Source organism: Flavobacterium sp. AK-301 (assembly GCF_058310215.1).
Genome location: NZ_JBZEES010000003.1, coordinates 122,350 through 141,783, shown reverse-complemented (window position 1 = coordinate 141,783; position 19,434 = coordinate 122,350). Strand labels below are relative to the sequence as shown.

The following is a 19,434-nucleotide window of genomic DNA, read 5'->3' as shown; positions in this document are numbered from 1 at the left end:
AATTTCATTCTAACGTCAAATATCTTCACTATACTAACAAATTATTAAGGTTAATTTTACAAAAAAAATAGTGTTAAAAATTATAAAATAACAAATAACACTATATCCATTTAATACATATAAACATTAGTTTATTTACGAAATAGTAAATATAAACATCTGATTAATGTGAATTGTTAAAAATTAAGGGCGCGAATTTACTGATTTAATAGCTTTTTAAATGTTAATAAAACCCTAAATAACATCACGGCAATATAGAAATAAAAAGAGGCCATCTAAAAGTACTGACAGCCTCTTTTTTATTCAGATATCTTAGGAGAATTTTTTCTTTAAGCAATTCTCAAAAAGGATAAATTTTTCTTTTTAGACTCTCCTTAATATAGTATAGAGTTTTATAATTTTCTTATCTCATAAACCAGAGTTTTGTAGTTACTATATCTGATCCCTGATTTTGTACAGCAGTCATATAATTATTACCATTTAAAGATTGTTCTGTACCCGGATAGAAAAAACGAACAGGTAATTTTCCGTTCAGCACGCTTGCTGGTCCGGCTGTCAGTTCAGGAAAACCCAAACGTCTCCATTCAGTAAAAGCATCTAACCCCTGACCATATAATGCAATCCATTTTTGTTCACCTATTGATTTTCTAAAATTGGACGAATCATATTTTACTTTCCGATTGTTTAAATAATTGGTAATAACAGTCACATCGGTAACTCCAAACTGATTAAAGGAAGCTCTTATTGCATTTTCATACAACTGTTCTGCGTCATCACTGATAAATCCCCGAGCTGCTGCTTCAGCTAAATTGAATACTATTTCTGAATAACTATAAATCACGGCAGGAGATACAGATCTGAGAAAATAAACTCCCGGTTTAGAGGTTCTTGCAAAACCAACTGCACTTGGGTTTTCTATCGCATTAGGCAAACCGGTATAAGTCTGCACTGAATTATCTCCGGGCAACTGAGCAAACACCGCTAAACGAGCATCGGATAATTCGCTGAGTTTATCTACCAGTGTTTTAGAAACACGATAATCGTCACGTGTTTCAAATGTCGCTGCAATCGGATTCTGTTGTGGTGAACTGGTATAGATAAACTGAAATATATCACTATTACTGTTTATCAGCCCTGCAGGATCAGTTGTTGCAGCTATTACTGCCTGTTTTGCCAAAGCTGGTTCACGATCTGCTATTCGTAATGCAATACGTAAACGAAAAGAATTTACCAGTTTTTTCCATTTGGTAATATCTCCGTTATACACAACATCTCCTGCTATTTTATCTCCTTTAGTATCCAGTAAGGATTGGGCATCTTCTAAATCTGCCAGTAAGCCTAAATAAACTTCTCTTTGTGGATCATAAACCGGGGTTATATTCTTCCCTGCCTGACTATAAGGTATATCGCCATAAGCATCTGTTAACAGTAAGAAAGTCCAGGAACGTAAAGTAAGAGCTACCCCTTTATAATTATCATTTGCCTGCGTAGACGGAAGATTCAGAATCGCATTCAAATCTGTTATAAGCGTTGTATATCCTTTATCCCACAAAGTGGTAAAAGAGGTGTTTGACACTTGATATCGGTCTCGTTCAGGATACTGTATAGCTGCCCAGTATTGTACAAAAAGCATAGTAGAACTATAATTATTTTCAGATCCCCAGTACAAATCAGCTCCCTGTTTTAAGATCCCGGTAAGCAGAAACTGCGGAAGAGGAATGGTTGATGCATTAGGATTCCGATTTACATTATCCAGTTCATTATCACATGAACTGAAGATAAAAGCGACTATAAGAATGAAAGGAGTTATTTTTTTTAACATGATGTCTTCTTTTTAAGGTTAAAATTTAAGGTTCAGATTAAAGCCAATTGTTCTTACGCTTGGTAGAGAAAGACTCTCAATCCCCTGACCGTTTCCGGTATTAAAAGCTGTTTCCGGATCAATATTTGGTACTTTTTTATAAATAAAGAATAAATTGCGCCCTACTACGGATATACTGGCATCACTTAAACCTACTTTACTAATCCAGTTTTTACTGAATGAATATCCTAAAGTGATCTCACGAAACTTAATATAGGAAGCACTATATACATAAGCCTCATCAATATTATAAAGTCCTTTATAATACTGTTGCGCACTAACCACTTTTGTGTTTGAAGTTCCATCCGCATTTACTCCGTTAAAGATTATTCCGTCATTATAAACATTCTCATTATTTGGAGCTGCATTACCCGCTAACAATACTTTTGAACCGGACGGATCATTATAATAAGCCAGTCCTCCGTGTGCTGCATCACGTCCAATCAGAGTCTGTTTTAATACACCGGTATAATCACCTGTTCTGTTGGTTCCGGAATAAATGCTTCCGCCAATGCTGGCATCAATCAGAAAGGATAAATTCACATTTTTATAACTGAAAGAATTAGTAATACCCCCTACCCAGTCCGGTGTAAAATGACCTAACACTTTATTTACGGGATCCGCCAGTGGCAAACCATTTGCATCTACAACAATACTTCCGTTACCGTCTCTCAGATAGGCTCTTCCGTATAATGCTCCATATCGTTGTCCTACGGATGCCAGTACACTTACTCCTCCGGAAGTCGCCAGAGTATAATTTTGCAGATTACCCGCATCATCCAGTTTTTCCAGTTTACTGATGTTCTTTGAATAATTCAGACCAATATCCCATTTGAAATTATTAACTTCTAACGGAATAAGATTTAATTGTACCTCTATTCCTTTATTATTCAGTTTTCCCGCATTGACAATCTGTTTTAAATAACCACTTGTAGAAGAAGTATTAATGTCAATGATCTGATTGAAACTATTAGTATTATAATACGCAACATCAAGATGCACTCTATTACGCCACAGTCCCAGTTCAAAACCAACCTCAGTAGAACGAGTCGTTTCAGGACGTAAATCCGGACTTAGTTTTATGGTAGAAGAAGTCTGAATCGGATTTCCCTCAAACTGAGGTTGCAGATCATACACCGTTTCCAGATTATACGGATCAGTATCGTTACCTACTTCAGACCAGCCTCCGCGTAATTTTAAAAAGTCCAGTACATCATTCTTAATATCCAAAGCATCGCTTAACACTAAACTTCCACTGATTGAAGGATAAAAATAAGAACGATTATTGCGGTGTAAAGTAGAAGACCAATCATTTCGGGCAGTTACATTTATAAAGGCATAGTTTTTATATCCTAAAACTGCTGAACTGTATAAACTGTATATTCTCTTTTTCTTTAGTGTATTAGTGGAAACTAACGGATCTCTTGAATTTAAAAGAGTATACAAATCCGGTATTGCCAGCCTTGGCGCCTTCTGATAATTGTTCTCTGAGGAACTGTTCATAATATTAAAACCTCCCAGTGCTTCTAAATTGAAATCAGTCGACAGTTGTTTTTTATATCTCAGAATTCCTTCTGTATTAGTTTCGGAAACCGTATAAGCATCCTCAGCATAAGAACCAAAAGGAGTTCCGTTTGTTCCGTATTTGATTTGATATTTTCTGCGATCATTATAATAATCTGTTCCTACCTTAAAATTAAAGATAAGATCTTCAATAATCTTAGCTTCCAGATGTACATCTCCGATCAGGCGATTTCGTTTTTGTGAGGTAGTATTATAATAGGCTCTCCAATATGGATTGCTGTAATAACTGTTATTCCAGTTAATCTCTCTATTATTTCTTAATGCATCCATATCTACCTGACGACCAAACCACAGGAACTGTAACATTACACCGGCAGCACGCTGACCCAGAGGACCACCCGGTAAATTAGGCACATCAGTAACAATATAATTTGCCGTTGTCCCAATGGTAATGTTATCATTAACATGATAATTCGTATTGATTGTAAAATTGGTCTTGTCAATTTCAGTATTGGGTACAACCCCTTTCTGATTCTGATTATTAATCCCTAATCTGAAATTATATTTCTCATCAGAACCTGCTATTGAAAGAGCTCTGTCAAATGTAAATCCGGTTTGAAAAAAGTCTTTTACATTATCAGGATGTGCCACAAAAGGAACTGCTTTCCCATCAGAATTGAATTGAGGGATCAGTTGTCCGTCCATTCTAGGTCCCCAACTTTCATCGACACCATCATTAATCCCACCACCTTTACCGTCTACATAACTAAATTCTCCGTTGATACCTTGTCCAAATACATTCTGAAATTTTGGTAATGTAGTCACGGTAGATACGTGTGTACCAATATTTAAAGATACACCCAGTCCTTTTTGTCCTTTCCCTGATTTAGTGGTAATCAGTATTACACCATGTGCCGCTCTGGAACCATATAAAGCAGCTGCATTGGGTCCTTTCAGCATATTTACGGACTCTATATCTTCCGGATTAAGATCGGCGATCGCATTTCTGAAATCACGTGTAGCCCCTCCGGAATTGAGCTGAGAGTTATCCAGAGGAATTCCGTCCACAATAAATAACGGCTGATTATTCCCTGCAATGGAAGTTTCCCCTCGAATCACAATACGAGAAGACCCCATATCTCCCTGAGAATTAGTAATACGCACTCCGGCAACACGCCCTGCCATAGAATTAACCACGTTAGTCTCTCCACTACGAGTCAAAGCATCTCCTTTAATATCTTGTGTGGTATAACCCAGAGACTTTTTCTCTCTGGAAATACCCAGTGCGGTAACAACTACCTCGTCAAGAACACTTATATTTTCGATTAAAGTCACTTTAATGGGTTTATTCGGATCTGAAACTTCTATTTCCTGAGTTTTAAATCCCAGCTGACTAAAAACCAATTTAATCGGCAGTCCCTGAGGTATCTCAAGAGAGAACTTACCATCCATATCCGTTGACGTAGTAGTCGTAGCTATTGTTTTAACAACCACGTTGACCCATGGAACAGGGAAATTCTGATTATCATAGACCCCCCCTTTTATAATATGTTGTGCCTGTATTGTTGTTCCGGCAAACAGAAGAAAAACTGCAAATAGCGTTTTCCCCATTAATTTGTTTTGTTTTATGTATTCTTTCTGCATTGTGGATAGGATTATTTTTGAGGTTAATAAAAATAAAAAAGTCCTTTTGGAATATTTACCAAAAGGACTTTAAGAGTTAGAATAAACTAAGAGTTAAATCGTTCGCTTTTGGCAACAGCAAAATAAAAGGCATAGACAGCACATTACCATAGCATTAATTACCAAATTTGATTTCGAAATATTCATCTTATTTTATGTTATTATTTAAAAACAAAAAAGCCTCTGCGTTGGCAGAGGCTTTTACTATTTATTTTAAAAAAATTAAAATCAGGCAATAGTGTCCTCCACGGAATTTTTCCACATCATTGTACACGTACTACAAGTATTAAATTTCATTTCTTCTATTTTTAGATTTGGCAAACTTCTGAACTAATTTTGAACTGACCAAATAAAATCTTAAAATTTAACATTTACCCTATTTTCAAAAATAAATCTTATCTAAAAAATAAAGTGCCAAACTCATTTTATAATACTATCTTCTTTTTTACCATCATAAAAAACATTTAAAGGATCGAAACTATTTATAATAATTCTACATAACTTGTTGTTTTTTGATTTTTTAAATAGACTTTAGAGAGATGTTAACAGTAAAAATCTTTCAGAAAATACTTTTTTTCGATAAAAAAACACTTCTGTTTCTCTTTTTTTCATAATTTTTTTTCGCTTTTTCTATTTTCATTATGAAAAAATCATAATGTTGTGTTAATGAGCAATTTACAGAGATTTAAAAACTGCGAATAATGCATAAAATGGATTGAAAAGTTAGTGTTTCATACAGATTTAGCAATGAATAATCCTAAAGTCAAAAAAAAATTAATCTTTTATGAGGTAATATCTAAAGAGGTTGTTATTTTTGTATTGTTTTTATTCAGTCTAAATAAGCTATTAGATACAGCTATTAAAAAATATATTTTATGAAATTAATATTATCAACCGTTATGACCCTTCTTATAAGTGTCATAAGTTACTCTCAAAGCGGAACCTTAAAAGGGAATCTTTCCGACGAAAAAAATAATCCGCTTACCAATGCAAATGTTACCGCTCAGGAAGCTAATAAAACAGTTCAAACGGATGAAAACGGCCAGTATGTTATCAATGATATTCCTTATGGAATCTATAAAATTAAAATAACTTCTGTTGGATTAAGAAACAGAATTATAAATGTAAAAATTGATAAACCTACTACTATAGTAAATTCCCAGTTAAAATTTGAGAATCAGGAATTAGAAACGGTTGAGGTTTTTGGAGCAAAAAACAAACAACCGGAAAAACTTCAAACTTTAACAAGACTTCCATTAAAACCAAATGAACAAATTCAGAGTATCTCTATTATTTCTGATAAAGTGATTGAACAACAGGGTGCCTTAACCATTACTGATGTAACCAGAAACGTACCCGGAGTATATGCTTTTGCCAGCTATGGCAATAAAAGAGAAAGTATGGGATCCAGAGGATACCGGGGAATTCCTATTTTAAAGAACGGTGTACGTGTCAATTCTGATTTCAGAGGAGTAGGTATCTTAACCGATGCTGCAGGAATTGATAATATTCAGGTATTAAAAGGAGTTGCCGCTATTACTCAGGGTGTCGCAACAGACATAGGAAGTCCGGGAGGAGTTATTAATATTGTAACGAAAGCCCCTAAATTCGAATCAGGAGGAAATGTATCCGTTCGTGCCGGAAGTTGGGGACAGTTCAGACCACAGTTTGATGTTTACGGTCCGATAGATGATCACGAAACAGTCGCCTTCAGACTTAACGGTGCTTATGAAACAAAAGACAGTTATAGAAGTCATGTAAATGGGGAACGATTATATGTAAATCCTTCCTTTGCATGGAAAGCCAATGATAAAACGACTATTACTGTAGAAATGGATTATCTGGATGATAGCAGAACACCGGATTTAGGTACAATTAATCTATCTGAAAATGATGTTAACACTCTTTATGATTTACCACACAGTCAGTTCTTAGGATTTAAATCAGACCGCTCTATAACGAAAAATGCAACCTATGCCATTCGTTTAGACCGAAAAATAGACGATGTGTTTTCTGTAAGAGCTGCTTATTTTAAATCTGATCTTGATCTGGATGACACAGGTGCTTCTCTTTCTTCTGGAAAAGGTGCTACTGCATTAAAAGAGTATAACAAAAGATACAGATCATTAAGTAATAGTACAAGAAAAGATTTGAATGAAGTGTTACAGCTGGATTTAGTAGCACAGGATTTAAAAACAGGATCTATTAAACACACTTTTCAGGTGGGTATGGATTATAACAGAAATAGTCTAAACACATCAAACACTACTTATGGTATTGTTGATGTTATTGATGTCTTTCAGCCTGTTAATAATACTATTCCAAAAGTGAAAGATAGTCAAGGTAATGAGGTTAATATAACACCAAAGCCTACTACATATGCAAATTCTACTTCAAGAGGTTTTGGTTTATTAGCACAAGGAGTAACAACTTGGAACAAGTGGTTCAAAACCTTTGTAGGGATTCGTTACAGTTCTGTAGAAACAACAAGTAATACTACAATTGGAGCAACTAAAAATGACGCCTGGAATCCACTGGGTGGGATTATGATCTCTCCAATTAAAAACGTTAACTTCTTTGCTTCTTATACCAACAGTTCTAATACAAGAGGAGCTTCAAAACAAGGTTTTAACGGAGAAGAATTAGGAAATGAAAGATGGGATCAATTTGAAGCAGGATGGAAAACAGCTTGGATGAACGATCGTTTACGTTTCAATTTTACTTTCTTCCAAATCAACAATAAAGACATGAACATGATTGTTTATGATGATAATTGGGTAGCAACAGGATATTACCAAAAGGGAGGTAATGATGAAAGAAAAGGTATTGAAGTAGAACTTTCCGGTAGGATTTTACGAAACTTAGAAATTATTACAGGTTATTCTTATATCGATGCAAAATACAAAGAGCACATGTCTTATGTAAGAAACTCTGCTCCTTTAAATACACCAAAACATACATTCAATGCCTGGGCAAACTATACTTTTATGGACAATGCTCTGGAAGGACTTTCTGTAGGTATGGGAGTATATTATATTGGGAAAAGACCTGTAAATGATTATTCTAATGTTGTAACACATGAAGGTATTATTCCGGGACAAAAACCTTTTGATATAAAAGCCTATACTACTGTTAATTTTCAGGCAGGTTATATAATTAATAACAACTGGGACGTTCGTTTCTTAGTAAACAATGTTTTTGACAAAATCGGATATAATGCTTACAGAACAGCTTTTGTTAATCAGACAGATCCTTTAAACTTTGCAGGAGTACTAACCTACAGGTTTTAATACAAAATATAATACTAATTAAAACGGTTTCTTTAGTCTTTGCTAAAGAACCGTTTTTTCAGGTTAATACAACCTAGATAGGAAAAAAGAAGAAAAAGTCAAGAAAAAAGAAATTTAAACTGATCATAAAGAATGAACAAGAAGCAGGGTTATACTTTTAGAAAATTTATTAATGATATACACTTATGGTTAGGTGTAGCAAGTTCGATCGTATTATTCTTAGTCTGTTTAAGCGGAACAGTTTACACGTTTCGGACAGAGATCGAACATATGATCGAACCTGAAAAATTCAAAGTAGAAGCTGTTTTAGAAACAAAACATTCTTTTAGTACTTTAATTTCTACGGTTCAGGAAGAGAGGAAAGGAAAAGTAACCCGTCTTTCTTTTTACGATGATCCAAACAAACCCTATGAACTTCAGGTATCAAAAGATAAAAAAGATAAAAGAGGAGAAACCGTATATGTAAATCCCTATGATCAAAGCATTTTAGGAACAGGAAAAAGCTCTGCAACCGATTTCTTTATGTTCTTTTTCAAAATGCACAGATGGCTTCTCTTAGATTCAGAGATCGGACGTCCCATCGTTGGTACATCTACTCTTATTTTTATTGTTCTTACTATTACAGGATTGTTTTTATGGCTTCCTAAAAAAATAAAAAGTCTGAAAAGTTTTAAGCCGGGTTTTAAAATAAAATTCAACGGAAACTGGAAACGTTTTAACCATGACCTTCACAATACACTTGGATTTTATACTTTTATTCTAGTTCTGATTATGGCTTTAAGCGGATTAAACTGGTCTTTTGACTGGTACAGAAACGGGTTAAGCGCTGTTCTGGGCAAAAAAGTATTTAACCAGAGAAATGAGAGAAAAATGAATTCTGTAGTAATAGAGAATGGTAAAACATTGGCTTTAACCGATTTCTTAAAAGTTTCTGACAGTATATTACCCTATAAAGGTAAAACAACTATAACTATTCCAAAATCTCCTGAGGATGCTATAGAAGTGACAAAATATGATGCTTCTAAATTTAATAAAGCTGGTTATGATAAATTGGTTTTTGATCAGTACACCGGAACAATCCTCAAAAAAGAAATATTTGCTGATAAACTCCTTGGAGACAAAATTGCTTCTCAGATGAAATCCATTCACCTTGGGGATATTTATGGACTAACTTCAAAAATTATTTATTTTATTGCCTGTTTAATAGCCACAACACTTCCTGTGACCGGAATCTTTATCTGGCTGAACAAAATGAAAAAAACAGATAAAAAGAAAAAAATTAAAGTATAACATATCTTTATCAAATTGTCACTCTCTAAAACAGTAAAACTTTGTAACTTTGTAAGTCACAAACTTTCAACCTTAAATTAAAAGAATATGTATCCAGAAGAAATGGTAAAACCAATGCGTGCAGACTTAACAACTGCAGGTTTTGAAGAATTACATACTAAAAATGAAGTAGATCAGGCAATTGCTAAATCAGGGACAACTCTTGTTGTAGTAAATTCGGTATGCGGTTGCGCGGCTGCTAATGCACGTCCAGGAGCAAAAATGAGTCTGGATAACAGCAAAAAACCGGAACATTTAATTACAGTGTTTGCAGGTGTTGATAAAGAGGCTGTCGATGCAGCAAGAGGTTTTATGTTTCCATTCCCTCCGTCATCACCAAGCATCGCTTTATTCAAAGACGGTGAATTAGTACATATGTTAGAGCGTCATCATATTGAAGGACGTCCGGCAGAAGTAATTGCAGATAACTTAAAAGATGCTTACAACGAATTTTGCTAAACTTCTTTTAAACAAAATAAAAAACCACGTTCTCAAAGCGTGGTTTTTTATTTAAGCTTTTTTATCAAAAAACAGAACTACAAAACAAAATCAAACTTTTGTATTTTTTTAACATCCATCATTGATATTAAACTGAAAAAAGTTCTTTTTTGTACCATAAGTCTATTTTTATATACCCTTTTTTAAAAACGTTTTCATTACTTTTGTCATAATATATAATTGTATGCAAAAAATTATTTCTTATCCTATATCTGTAATATACTATCTTATATTCGGTCTTCTATTGGTGCTTTTTCATCCAATACAATGGATCTGCCTTCATTTATTTGGTTATCAGGCACATAAAAAAAGTATTGATATCCTGAACTTTTTATTAATAATGAATACCCGTATAATCGGAACAACTTATAAAATCGAAAATCTGAACACTCTTCCTAAAGATGTTCCAATCATCATTGCAGCCAATCATCAGAGTCTGTATGATATTCCTGCTATTATATGGTTCATGCGAAAAGTACACCCAAAATTTATAAGCAAAAAAGAACTAGGTAAAGGTATCCCCAGTATATCCTTTAATTTACGACATGGCGGTTCGGTACTGATCGACCGAAAAGACCCTAAACAGGCTTTACCTGCTATTAAACAAATGGCAGAATATATAGAAGACCATAAACGATCTGCCGTTATATTTCCGGAAGGAACAAGAAGTCGAACAGGAGTCCCTAAAAAGTTCTCCGAAAATGGCCTCAAGATTCTCTGTAAATATGCACCTTCGGCATATATGGTTCCTGTAAGCATTAATAACTCATGGAAAATGATGCGATGGGGGATGTTTCCTTTAGGTTTGGGGAACCACCTCTCTTTCACGATTCATGAACCTTTCGCAATAAAAAACATTCCTTTTTCTGAAGTTTTTGAAAGAACTGAAAACATAATAGTAAAAGGTATTAACCTCCAATAATAAAAATATTTATGTCAATTAAAAACATCCGTCTGGAAGTAATGCACTTCCTAGAAAAAAATGTCGACCAGTTTGTCGACCAATTCTTAATTCCTGTTGAAAAAATCTGGCAACCATCCGATTTCTTACCGGATTCTGAAAAAGATAATTTTATTGAAGAAGTAAAAGAATTACGTGAATTAGCAAAAGATTTACCTTATGATTTCTGGGTTGTTCTTGTTGGTGATACCATTACAGAGGAAGCACTTCCTACCTATGAATCCTGGTTAATGGAAGTCGAAGGGATTGATAACGAAGAGCGTAACGGCTGGTCAAAATGGATCCGACACTGGACCGGAGAAGAAAACCGCCATGGAGATCTACTGAATAAATATTTGTATTTATCCGGAAGAGTAAACATGAGAGAAGTAGAACAAACAACACAACACCTGATCAATGATGGTTTTGATATCGGTACAGGGAAAGATCCTTATAAGAACTTTGTTTATACCAGTTTTCAAGAACTGGCAACTTATATTTCTCACAATCGTGTATCTCAGCTGGCAAAAAAATTTGGAGATAATAAACTGTCTAAAATGTGTAAGATGATTGCAGGTGATGAAATGAGACATCATCACGCTTACAGCGAATTTGTTAATCGTATCTTTCAGGTAGATCCAAGCGAAATGATGCTGGCGTTTCAGTATATGATGAAACAAAAGATCGTTATGCCCGCACACTTTTTAAGAGAATCAGGACAAAAAATAAGTACTGCTTTTGAGCAGTTCTCCGATTCAGCACAACGTATCGGTGTTTATACCGCCAGTGACTATGTTGATATCATGCAAAAATTGATCGACAAATGGGAGATCGACAAAATATCAGGATTAACAGATGAAGCAGAAAAAGCACGAGACTTCCTAATGAAATTACCGGCTCGTATGGCTAAAATTTCTGAGAGATTAGTGATTCCACAGGAATCCCATATTTTTAAGTGGGTTCAACCGGCAATAAAATAATTTCACTGAATCCTTTCCTTAAAACGAAAGGATTTTTTTAATAACAGAACAAATGAATAATAATCCTGATACTATTACTACAACAATTACTTTTGTTAAGGAACAATTACAAAATGCAGAAGGAGGTCATGACTGGTTCCATATTGAACGTGTACATAAAAATGCACTGCTAATCGCAAAGGAAGAAAAATGCGACCTTCTTGTCGTAGAACTGGGTGCTTTACTACATGATATTGCAGACAGCAAATTCCATAATGGCGATGAAACAGTCGGTCCGAGAACAGCAAGAGCTTTTTTAAAATTGCAAAATATAGATCCGGAAACAATACAACATGTTGTGAATATCATTGAGAATATTTCTTATAAAGGAGGCAATTTTGAAAAAAAATTCTATTCTAAGGAACTGGATATTGTTCAGGATGCCGACCGTTTAGACGCAATCGGAGCAATTGGTATCACCCGAACTTTTAATTACGGGGGGTTTAAAAACAGAACTATTTATGATCCGTCTATTCCACCTCAACTGAATATGAGCAAAGAGGAATACAAAAAGAATAATAACCCGACTATAAATCATTTTTATGAAAAACTGTTATTATTAAAAGATAAAATGAATACCGCAACAGGTAAAAAAATAGCAGCAAAGAGACATCAGTATATGGAAGATTTCTTAAATCAATTCTACGCAGAATGGAATGGTATTCAGTAAAATAGTTCTCAGTACACAGTTTTCAGTTGCAGTACACAGTATTTTCATAATCGGATACTGAGTACTGCATACTGAAAAACTGAATACTATTTCCCTGTAAACACAGCTTTTCTTTTTTCTAAAAAGGCTGTTGTTCCTTCTTTAAAATCGGTCGTTCCAAAACATTTACCAAAAGCTTTTATTTCAACCTTATAACCATTAACACCATCTTCATAATTGGCATTTATTGCTTCAATTGCTTTTGAAATCGCCATTGGTGAATTCTTCATGATCTTAGTAGCAATTCCTTTACAAAAGTCCAATAACTCTGCCTGAGGCACCACATGATTTACAAGACCGTATTCTTTTGCCTCCTGAGCACCGATCATTCCTGCCGTCATAATCATTTCCATAGCACGTCCCTTTCCTATTAACTGTGGCAAGCGCTGTGTTCCCCCATAACCCGGAATAACACCTAAAGAAACCTCAGGTAATCCCATTTTTGCATTATCAGAAGCTACTCTGAAATGGGCTGCCATAGACAATTCTAACCCTCCTCCAAGTGCAAATCCGTTTACTGCCGCAATTACCGGGGTAGACAAATTCTGTACAAAATCAAATAATAACTCCTGTCCTTTTGCTGCCAGTGTTCCCCCCTGTTCTATAGAGAAATTAGCAAACTCTGAAATATCAGCACCCGCAACAAACGCTTTTTCACCACTTCCTGTTATAATAATTGCTTTGATATCTGCATTCTTATCTGCTACTTTAAAAGCAGTATGTAACTCCTCAATCGTTGCTTTATTTAAAGCATTCAGCTTTGTTGGACGATTGATAGTAATTGTTACTAACCCACTCTCGTTTGACACCAGGATGTTTTCGTAATTCATATTTTAATAATTTATTGGTTGATTATTGGTAATCTTACTGTAAAAACAGTTCCCTTATTAAGTTCTGTTTTAAAAGTAATAGTTCCTTTATAGTTTTCTATTATATTTTTAATAATTCCGAGACCTAGTCCCATTCCACTATTCTTCGTGGTAAATTTTGGTTCAAAGATAATCCCTATATTACTATCCTCAATACCTTTTCCATTATCTTCAACAATGATCAGAACATTATTACCACTTCGTTTGACAGAAACATCAACTTTCTTAAAGCCTTGGTTTTCAGGAATTGCCTGAACAGCATTCTTTACCAGATTCGTAATAACCCTAATCAGTTGCGTTCTGTCCATTTTAGTAATGATCTCTTCTTCTTCACTAGTAAAGTGAATATAATCTTCATTAAAAATTTCTAACCCTAACCGAACAACACTAACCACATTTAGAGTCTCATTCTGCTGTGCCGGCATAGAAGCAAAATTGGAAAAAGCAGAAGCAACAGAACTCATAGTATCAATCTGCTGAATCAATGTTTTTGAATATTCATCCATTTTATTTTTCACATCGGGATCCGTCGGATCAAATCTGCGCTGAAAACTCTGAACCGTTAGACGCATTGGAGTAAGCGGATTCTTGATTTCATGTGCCACCTGTTTTGCCATTTCACGCCACGCCTGCTCTCTCTGACTCTGAGCCAGTTTACCCGCACTTTCTTCTAATTCATCAACCATACTATTATAGGCACGAATCAGTAAATTAATTTCCCTGCTGGTTGCCTCAACCTCTATCTTTTCATTTTTTCGATTCAGTCGGGTTTCAATGATTTTATAAGAAATCACCTTTAAAGATTGTGTAATATAACTGGAAAGAAAATATGCAACAACAAAAGAGAAAACAAGCATAAATAAATATACCTGACCCAGTCGAATTAAAAAATTCCTTAACTCTCTTTCATAAAAACCATCATCCTCTATATGGGGAAGATTAAGAATTCCAAGTGGTTTGAATTTGACATCTTTTATATAGCTGTAGGAAGAACGAAACTTCTGACCATCAATGTTTTTAATATCCACATAACGCTTATCCATTGTGGACTGTATCAGTTTTAAGATAAAATTAGATATCGGAGGTATGACACTATCAATAGAAAAAGAAGACCTTGACGATTTTAAAAGCTGTCCATTCAGATCATAAATATTAATTTCCAGATTATGGATATTAGATAGTTCATGGATCTTATCTTTAAAAATAAGAGGGAGATTTTCTGTTGTTAACGGATAAGTCGTCGTCAGCAGAATATAATTAATATGTTCTTTAATTGAATTTTCTTTTCGTTCTAATCTTTCCTGATGATAGTCCTTTGCTTCTTTTTTAAACTGATAAATAGAAATAGAAGCAATCAGAATAGAAGCAATCAGGGTAAGTAAGATCATTGAAAAAAATATCCTTACCCGAAGCGATAATTGCTTTATTTTAATTTTTTTAAACATGATCAGGTCTGATTTCTTTCCCTTATTTTTTTATACATTCTAAAACCGATCATGATTAATACGGAAAATAAAACAATCCCGATAACACCATAAATCCAGTTAATAGCATTTTTTAAAATTACTAAAAAAACCACCGCAAAAAGTATAATAGTAGCTCCTTCATTCCAAATACGAAAAAAATTAGACGTATGCTTCACTTCATTTCTCTGTAACTGTAATACTATCTGATGGCATTTTCCATGATAGAAAAACAATAGAAAAACAAACAGTAACTTTACATGCATCCAGGACTGTGTTAAATATACAGGTATAAGACACAATAACCAGACTGCAAAAACAGTAGCCAGAATAGCGGATGGCCATGTAATAATATACCACAATCTATAAGTCATCAACTGATATTGCTTAATAAGAATCTCTTTATCCGGTGAAGGTTTTTGCGTTGCCTCTGCATGATATACAAATAACCGAACAATATAAAAAAGACCTGAAAACCAAGTAATTACGAAAATAAGATGCAATGATTTAATATAATTATAATATTCCATTATCTATTTCTTTAAGTTGCGTGTTCATTTCTCTTTTAAGAAAGATTCCTGTTAATAATGTTGACAATACATCCGCAATTGGAAAAGCGACCCATACTCCAAAAATACCAAAATAATTTGGCAAAATAGTAACTAACGGAATAAGGAAAAATCCTTGTTTGCTCAATGTAAGCATTAATGCCGGAAAAGCTTTTCCTGCTGCCTGAAAATAAGCGGCTCCGATCAGTTGAATCGCAATTACCGGAGAAGCAGCAAAGACCCATCGCAAAGCATTTGGCGTTTCTGCAATAACAAGCGGATCAGTACTGAAAACCGCTACTATTGGTTTTGCAAAGATTAAAATTACAATAAAAATAAGAGTAGCGAGTAAAGCAGCATATTTTATAGCAATCTGTATCGTTTCTTTTACTCTGTGATAATTTTTTGCTCCGTAATTATATCCCGCAATAGGCAAGAATCCTTGTGTAATCCCCAAAACCGGAAACAATGCAAACATCAGCATTCTACTGACAATACCATAAACTGTAACAGAATGTTCTCCCCCGTAAGTATATAAAGCATGGTTCAGAATAATTGCTAATAAAGCCACTACTCCTTGTCTGGAAAATGTTACTATTCCCATAGAAGTAATTTCTTTTACAATATCAAATTTGAGTTTAAAATGGCTCCAGTTGACCTTTAATTCGCTTTTATAAAGAAAGAACCATAATACAAATAAAAAACTGATAAAATAAGAAGTGGTGGTTGCCCATGCTGCACCGGCAATTCCCATATCCATACACTTGATAAAAACTATATCTAAAATAATATTCGTAAAAGCAGGAATAATCATCGCTACCATCGAAAAAGTTGCTTTTCCTTCTGCACGAATTACATTAGTTCCCATCATACAAAGTGCCAAAAAAGGAACCCCATATATTACAGGCATAAAAAAGGTTTTTGCCGGAGGCATAATAACTCCGTTCGCTCCAAAAAGCAATAATACCTCTTCACTAAAAAAGATTCCGGCAATAACAAAGAATAAAGCCAGTCCCAATGTCATCATTACCTGATTACTGAATGTAAAAAGAGCTTTTTCTTTATCTGTAGAGCCTAAGGCTCTTGAAAGAACAGAACTTCCTCCAATGCCAATTGCCATCCCTAAAGACGAAATCAGAAAAGTAATAGGAAGAACAACTGTTACTGCTGCTATTGCAAGAGAACCGATCCACCTTCCTACAAAAATAGTATCGATAAGAATATTTACCGACATAAACAGAACTCCAATAGAAGATGGAATTGCCTGTTTAATTAATAGCTTTCTAATATCTTCTGTCCCTAAAGCTCCTGAGCTAATAGCCATTCTTTATACTGTGGTTACCTCTGTTTCCCATTCCCGAATCCATTTACAAATGGTCTCTACCCAATCATCATTATCATTCAGACACGGAATAGTTATGAATTCCTCCCCTCCATGTTCTTTAAATTGATGGTTTGCTTCCATTCCTATTTCTTCTAATGTTTCTAAACAATCAGAAACAAAAGCCGGAGTTACAACGGCTAATTTCTTAATTCCTTTTTCCGGCATTTCATTAATAGTCATATCCGTATAAGGCGTTAGCCATTGATCTCTTCCAAGTCTTGACTGGAAGGTCTGACTATATTTTTCTTTTGGAAGATTTAAAAATTCTGCTACCAGTCTTGTTGTTTCATAACATTGGTGACGATAACAGAACTCATGTGTGGGTGATGGAGTCTGGCAGCAGGAACCATCTATTTTGCAATGTGATTTTGTAACATCTGATTTTTTAATATGTCGTTCCGGAACACCATGATAAGAGAACAATAAATGATCATAATCAAAATTCTCCAGTCCTGTTTTTATCGAGTTGGCAAGATCTCTGATATAATCCGGTTTATTATAAAAAGCAGGAACACTTGAAAATTTCATTTGGGGAAAATGTTTCTTTCTGATCTCTTCTGCTAAAACTAAGATTGTTTCTGTAGTAGCCATTGCAAACTGCGGATATAACGGAAACAATAATACTTCTGTTACTCCCTTATCCGCTAACTCCTGAAGACCTGTTTTTATGGAAGGATTACCATATCGCATCGATAATGCAATGGGAATCTCTGTTTTTTGTACTACTTTCTGATGTAATCTTTTTGATAATACAATTAGTGGAGAACCCTCGTCCCACCAAATTTTTTTATAAGCTGCCGCTGATTTTTTTGGTCTCGTATTCAGAATTATCCCTTTTACCAATAATGCACGAAATAAAAAAGGATAATCAATCACTCTTTCATCCATTAAAAACTCATCTAAATAAGGCTTGACATCCTTTGGTTCCGGGCTTTCAGGAGAACCCAGATTTACTAGTAACACACCTTTCATTTGGGGAAATTTATTTTTTATAAAAGTAAGTATTATTTAAGCCTTAGAAAAATAGAAAATATTATTTTTATCTATGGCTATATCAGTAAAATGCATCCCTTTTAAAAAAAAGAGAAAAAAATCATTTTATTTTGAAATTATAAAAGAATAAAATCTCTTATTCTGAATTGTTTTTACCGGAGTTCCTTTTTTGAATTGATTGATATCAATATGCAGAACATTTGAAGTTCCGGGTGTAATTGAAAAGGTTTCAAAATAATATTCTTTTGTGTTCTTTCCACAAATCAAATTAAGTTGTTTTCTGAAATTAGGATGTGGATCCAGATCAATCTCTTTGTTTTTATCTATTTTTATCCGAACAGATCTTGCCTCTACTTCCCGCTCCTTTTCTTCTGAATCAACAATAATTAATCTCTGATACTTTTCCATTTCTAATCTAAATAAAAATCTCTTTTATTCATCCTTATCCTGAACTAACAAAAAGGGTTCTTCCTCATAATCACTATTGTATAAAAGCAACGATAATTCCCAATCACCATCACCATCCTGCGGATATTCATAGAGCGTTAATTTTTTATCTCCAACCCTCCATTGGCAAAAAGAAGGACAAGAACCTATCCATATTTTTTCTTCACGACTTGGGCTTCCAAACAATTCAACTAAAAATTCTTTTGTCTTTTCTTTTAAAGAAGTGAAATATTTTTGCTCCGCATTTTTTATATTCGACATCTCATACCTATTATCCCATTCATAACAATAACGAGACGCAAGTACCATATAAGCACCGGCAGAGTACCTGTTCCCATATATTTCATCCTCAAAATGATCTTGTACAATACCGGAAATTTCTCTGTTCAGTATTTGTTCTGTTAATTTTTGCAGCTTTTCTTTTGTATCAAATTGATTGAGATTGGGAGTATAGGCGTAATTCATGTTACATACAGCAAGACAGATTCCGGATGCTCGTTGCTCTAAAAACAGTACTATTTCCTCATTAATACACCAACCCTTCTGTAAAGGAAAAAAATAATCATCACTGCTTTGAGCTATTTCTTCCTGGTATGTGTAGTGCGGCTCTCCATATTTGCGGCTAAGTATTTCAAGGAAATCCTGAAAGTCTTCCGGTCTGTTATATCGGGTTAAACGAACTCCCTGCCAATAGCGTTCTTCACTTTTCAATACATAGAAACCGTCCTGCTCATTTACCGGAGCGCTTTCACAATACAGCCATTGGTGCTTAACAGCAGAGTTTGTGATTACTGTTTCTGCCAGCTCCAGCACTTTCTCTTTTTCATTCTCTATTGAATATTCTGCGTAAATCATAATTTTATTCTTTTACCATTAT

At 34.4% G+C, this 19,434-nt stretch carries 15 protein-coding genes; 6 read left to right on the top strand and 9 right to left on the bottom strand.

The annotated features are described in order from the left end of the window. Positions 1-403: 403 nt before the first annotated feature. Positions 404-1,822 (bottom strand): SusD/RagB family nutrient-binding outer membrane lipoprotein, encoded by a 1,419-nt coding sequence (locus AC4FQX_RS06510; RefSeq protein WP_491166870.1) that lies wholly within the window; start codon positions 1,820-1,822, stop codon positions 404-406. Between the two features lie 18 nt (positions 1,823-1,840). Continuing rightward, positions 1,841-5,029 (bottom strand): SusC/RagA family TonB-linked outer membrane protein, encoded by a 3,189-nt coding sequence (locus AC4FQX_RS06505; protein WP_491166869.1) that lies wholly within the window; start codon positions 5,027-5,029, stop codon positions 1,841-1,843. Positions 5,030-5,943: 914 nt separating this feature from the next. Here AC4FQX_RS06505 and AC4FQX_RS06500 point away from each other — a divergent pair. The 6 genes from AC4FQX_RS06500 to AC4FQX_RS06475 all read left to right on the top strand — a co-directional run bounded on the left by AC4FQX_RS06500 (position 5,944) and on the right by AC4FQX_RS06475 (position 12,814). Beyond that, positions 5,944-8,358 (top strand): TonB-dependent siderophore receptor, encoded by a 2,415-nt coding sequence (locus tag AC4FQX_RS06500; protein WP_491166868.1) that lies wholly within the window; start codon positions 5,944-5,946, stop codon positions 8,356-8,358. Positions 8,359-8,490: 132 nt separating this feature from the next. Next, on the top strand, positions 8,491-9,648 hold the full coding sequence (locus AC4FQX_RS06495; RefSeq protein WP_491166867.1) for a PepSY-associated TM helix domain-containing protein: 1,158 nt from the start codon (positions 8,491-8,493) through the stop codon (positions 9,646-9,648). Between the two features lie 87 nt (positions 9,649-9,735). Beyond that, positions 9,736-10,146 (top strand): BrxA/BrxB family bacilliredoxin, encoded by a 411-nt coding sequence (locus AC4FQX_RS06490; protein WP_491166866.1) that lies wholly within the window; start codon positions 9,736-9,738, stop codon positions 10,144-10,146. Positions 10,147-10,369: 223 nt separating this feature from the next. After that, positions 10,370-11,107 (top strand): lysophospholipid acyltransferase family protein, encoded by a 738-nt coding sequence (locus AC4FQX_RS06485; protein ID WP_491166865.1) that lies wholly within the window; start codon positions 10,370-10,372, stop codon positions 11,105-11,107. Positions 11,108-11,118: 11 nt separating this feature from the next. Further along, positions 11,119-12,105 (top strand): acyl-ACP desaturase, encoded by a 987-nt coding sequence (locus AC4FQX_RS06480; protein ID WP_491166864.1) that lies wholly within the window; start codon positions 11,119-11,121, stop codon positions 12,103-12,105. 52 nt (positions 12,106-12,157) lie between these two features. Then, complete coding sequence (locus AC4FQX_RS06475) at positions 12,158-12,814, top strand: HD domain-containing protein (protein ID WP_491166863.1); 657 nt, start codon at positions 12,158-12,160, stop codon at positions 12,812-12,814. 86 nt (positions 12,815-12,900) lie between these two features. Here AC4FQX_RS06475 and AC4FQX_RS06470 read toward each other — a convergent pair whose 3' ends face one another. The 7 genes from AC4FQX_RS06470 to AC4FQX_RS06440 all read right to left on the bottom strand — a co-directional run bounded on the left by AC4FQX_RS06470 (position 12,901) and on the right by AC4FQX_RS06440 (position 19,412). Further along, positions 12,901-13,683 (bottom strand): enoyl-CoA hydratase/isomerase family protein, encoded by a 783-nt coding sequence (locus AC4FQX_RS06470; protein WP_491166862.1) that lies wholly within the window; start codon positions 13,681-13,683, stop codon positions 12,901-12,903. An 11-nt stretch (positions 13,684-13,694) separates the two neighbouring features. Continuing rightward, positions 13,695-15,110, bottom strand: a complete 1,416-nt coding sequence (locus AC4FQX_RS06465) for an ATP-binding protein (protein WP_491167150.1) — start codon at positions 15,108-15,110, stop codon at positions 13,695-13,697. Positions 15,111-15,169: 59 nt separating this feature from the next. Beyond that, positions 15,170-15,715 (bottom strand): CopD family protein, encoded by a 546-nt coding sequence (locus tag AC4FQX_RS06460; protein ID WP_491166861.1) that lies wholly within the window; start codon positions 15,713-15,715, stop codon positions 15,170-15,172. Further along, on the bottom strand, positions 15,702-17,057 hold the full coding sequence (locus AC4FQX_RS06455; RefSeq protein ID WP_491166860.1) for an MATE family efflux transporter: 1,356 nt from the start codon (positions 17,055-17,057) through the stop codon (positions 15,702-15,704). Before AC4FQX_RS06455 ends, AC4FQX_RS06460 begins: the two co-directional genes overlap by 14 nt. A gap of 3 nt (positions 17,058-17,060) precedes the next feature. Beyond that, positions 17,061-18,089, bottom strand: coding sequence for a ferrochelatase (hemH, locus tag AC4FQX_RS06450; RefSeq protein ID WP_491166859.1), 1,029 nt, complete (start codon positions 18,087-18,089; stop codon positions 17,061-17,063). A gap of 126 nt (positions 18,090-18,215) precedes the next feature. Beyond that, entirely contained in the window at positions 18,216-18,518 is a 303-nt protein-coding gene (locus tag AC4FQX_RS06445) for a hypothetical protein (protein ID WP_491166858.1), read from the bottom strand. A 24-nt stretch (positions 18,519-18,542) separates the two neighbouring features. Beyond that, positions 18,543-19,412 carry a hypothetical protein gene (locus AC4FQX_RS06440; protein ID WP_491166857.1) on the bottom strand — a complete coding sequence of 290 codons (870 nt, stop codon included), beginning with the start codon at positions 19,410-19,412 and terminating at the stop codon, positions 18,543-18,545. Positions 19,413-19,434: the final 22 nt, after the last annotated feature.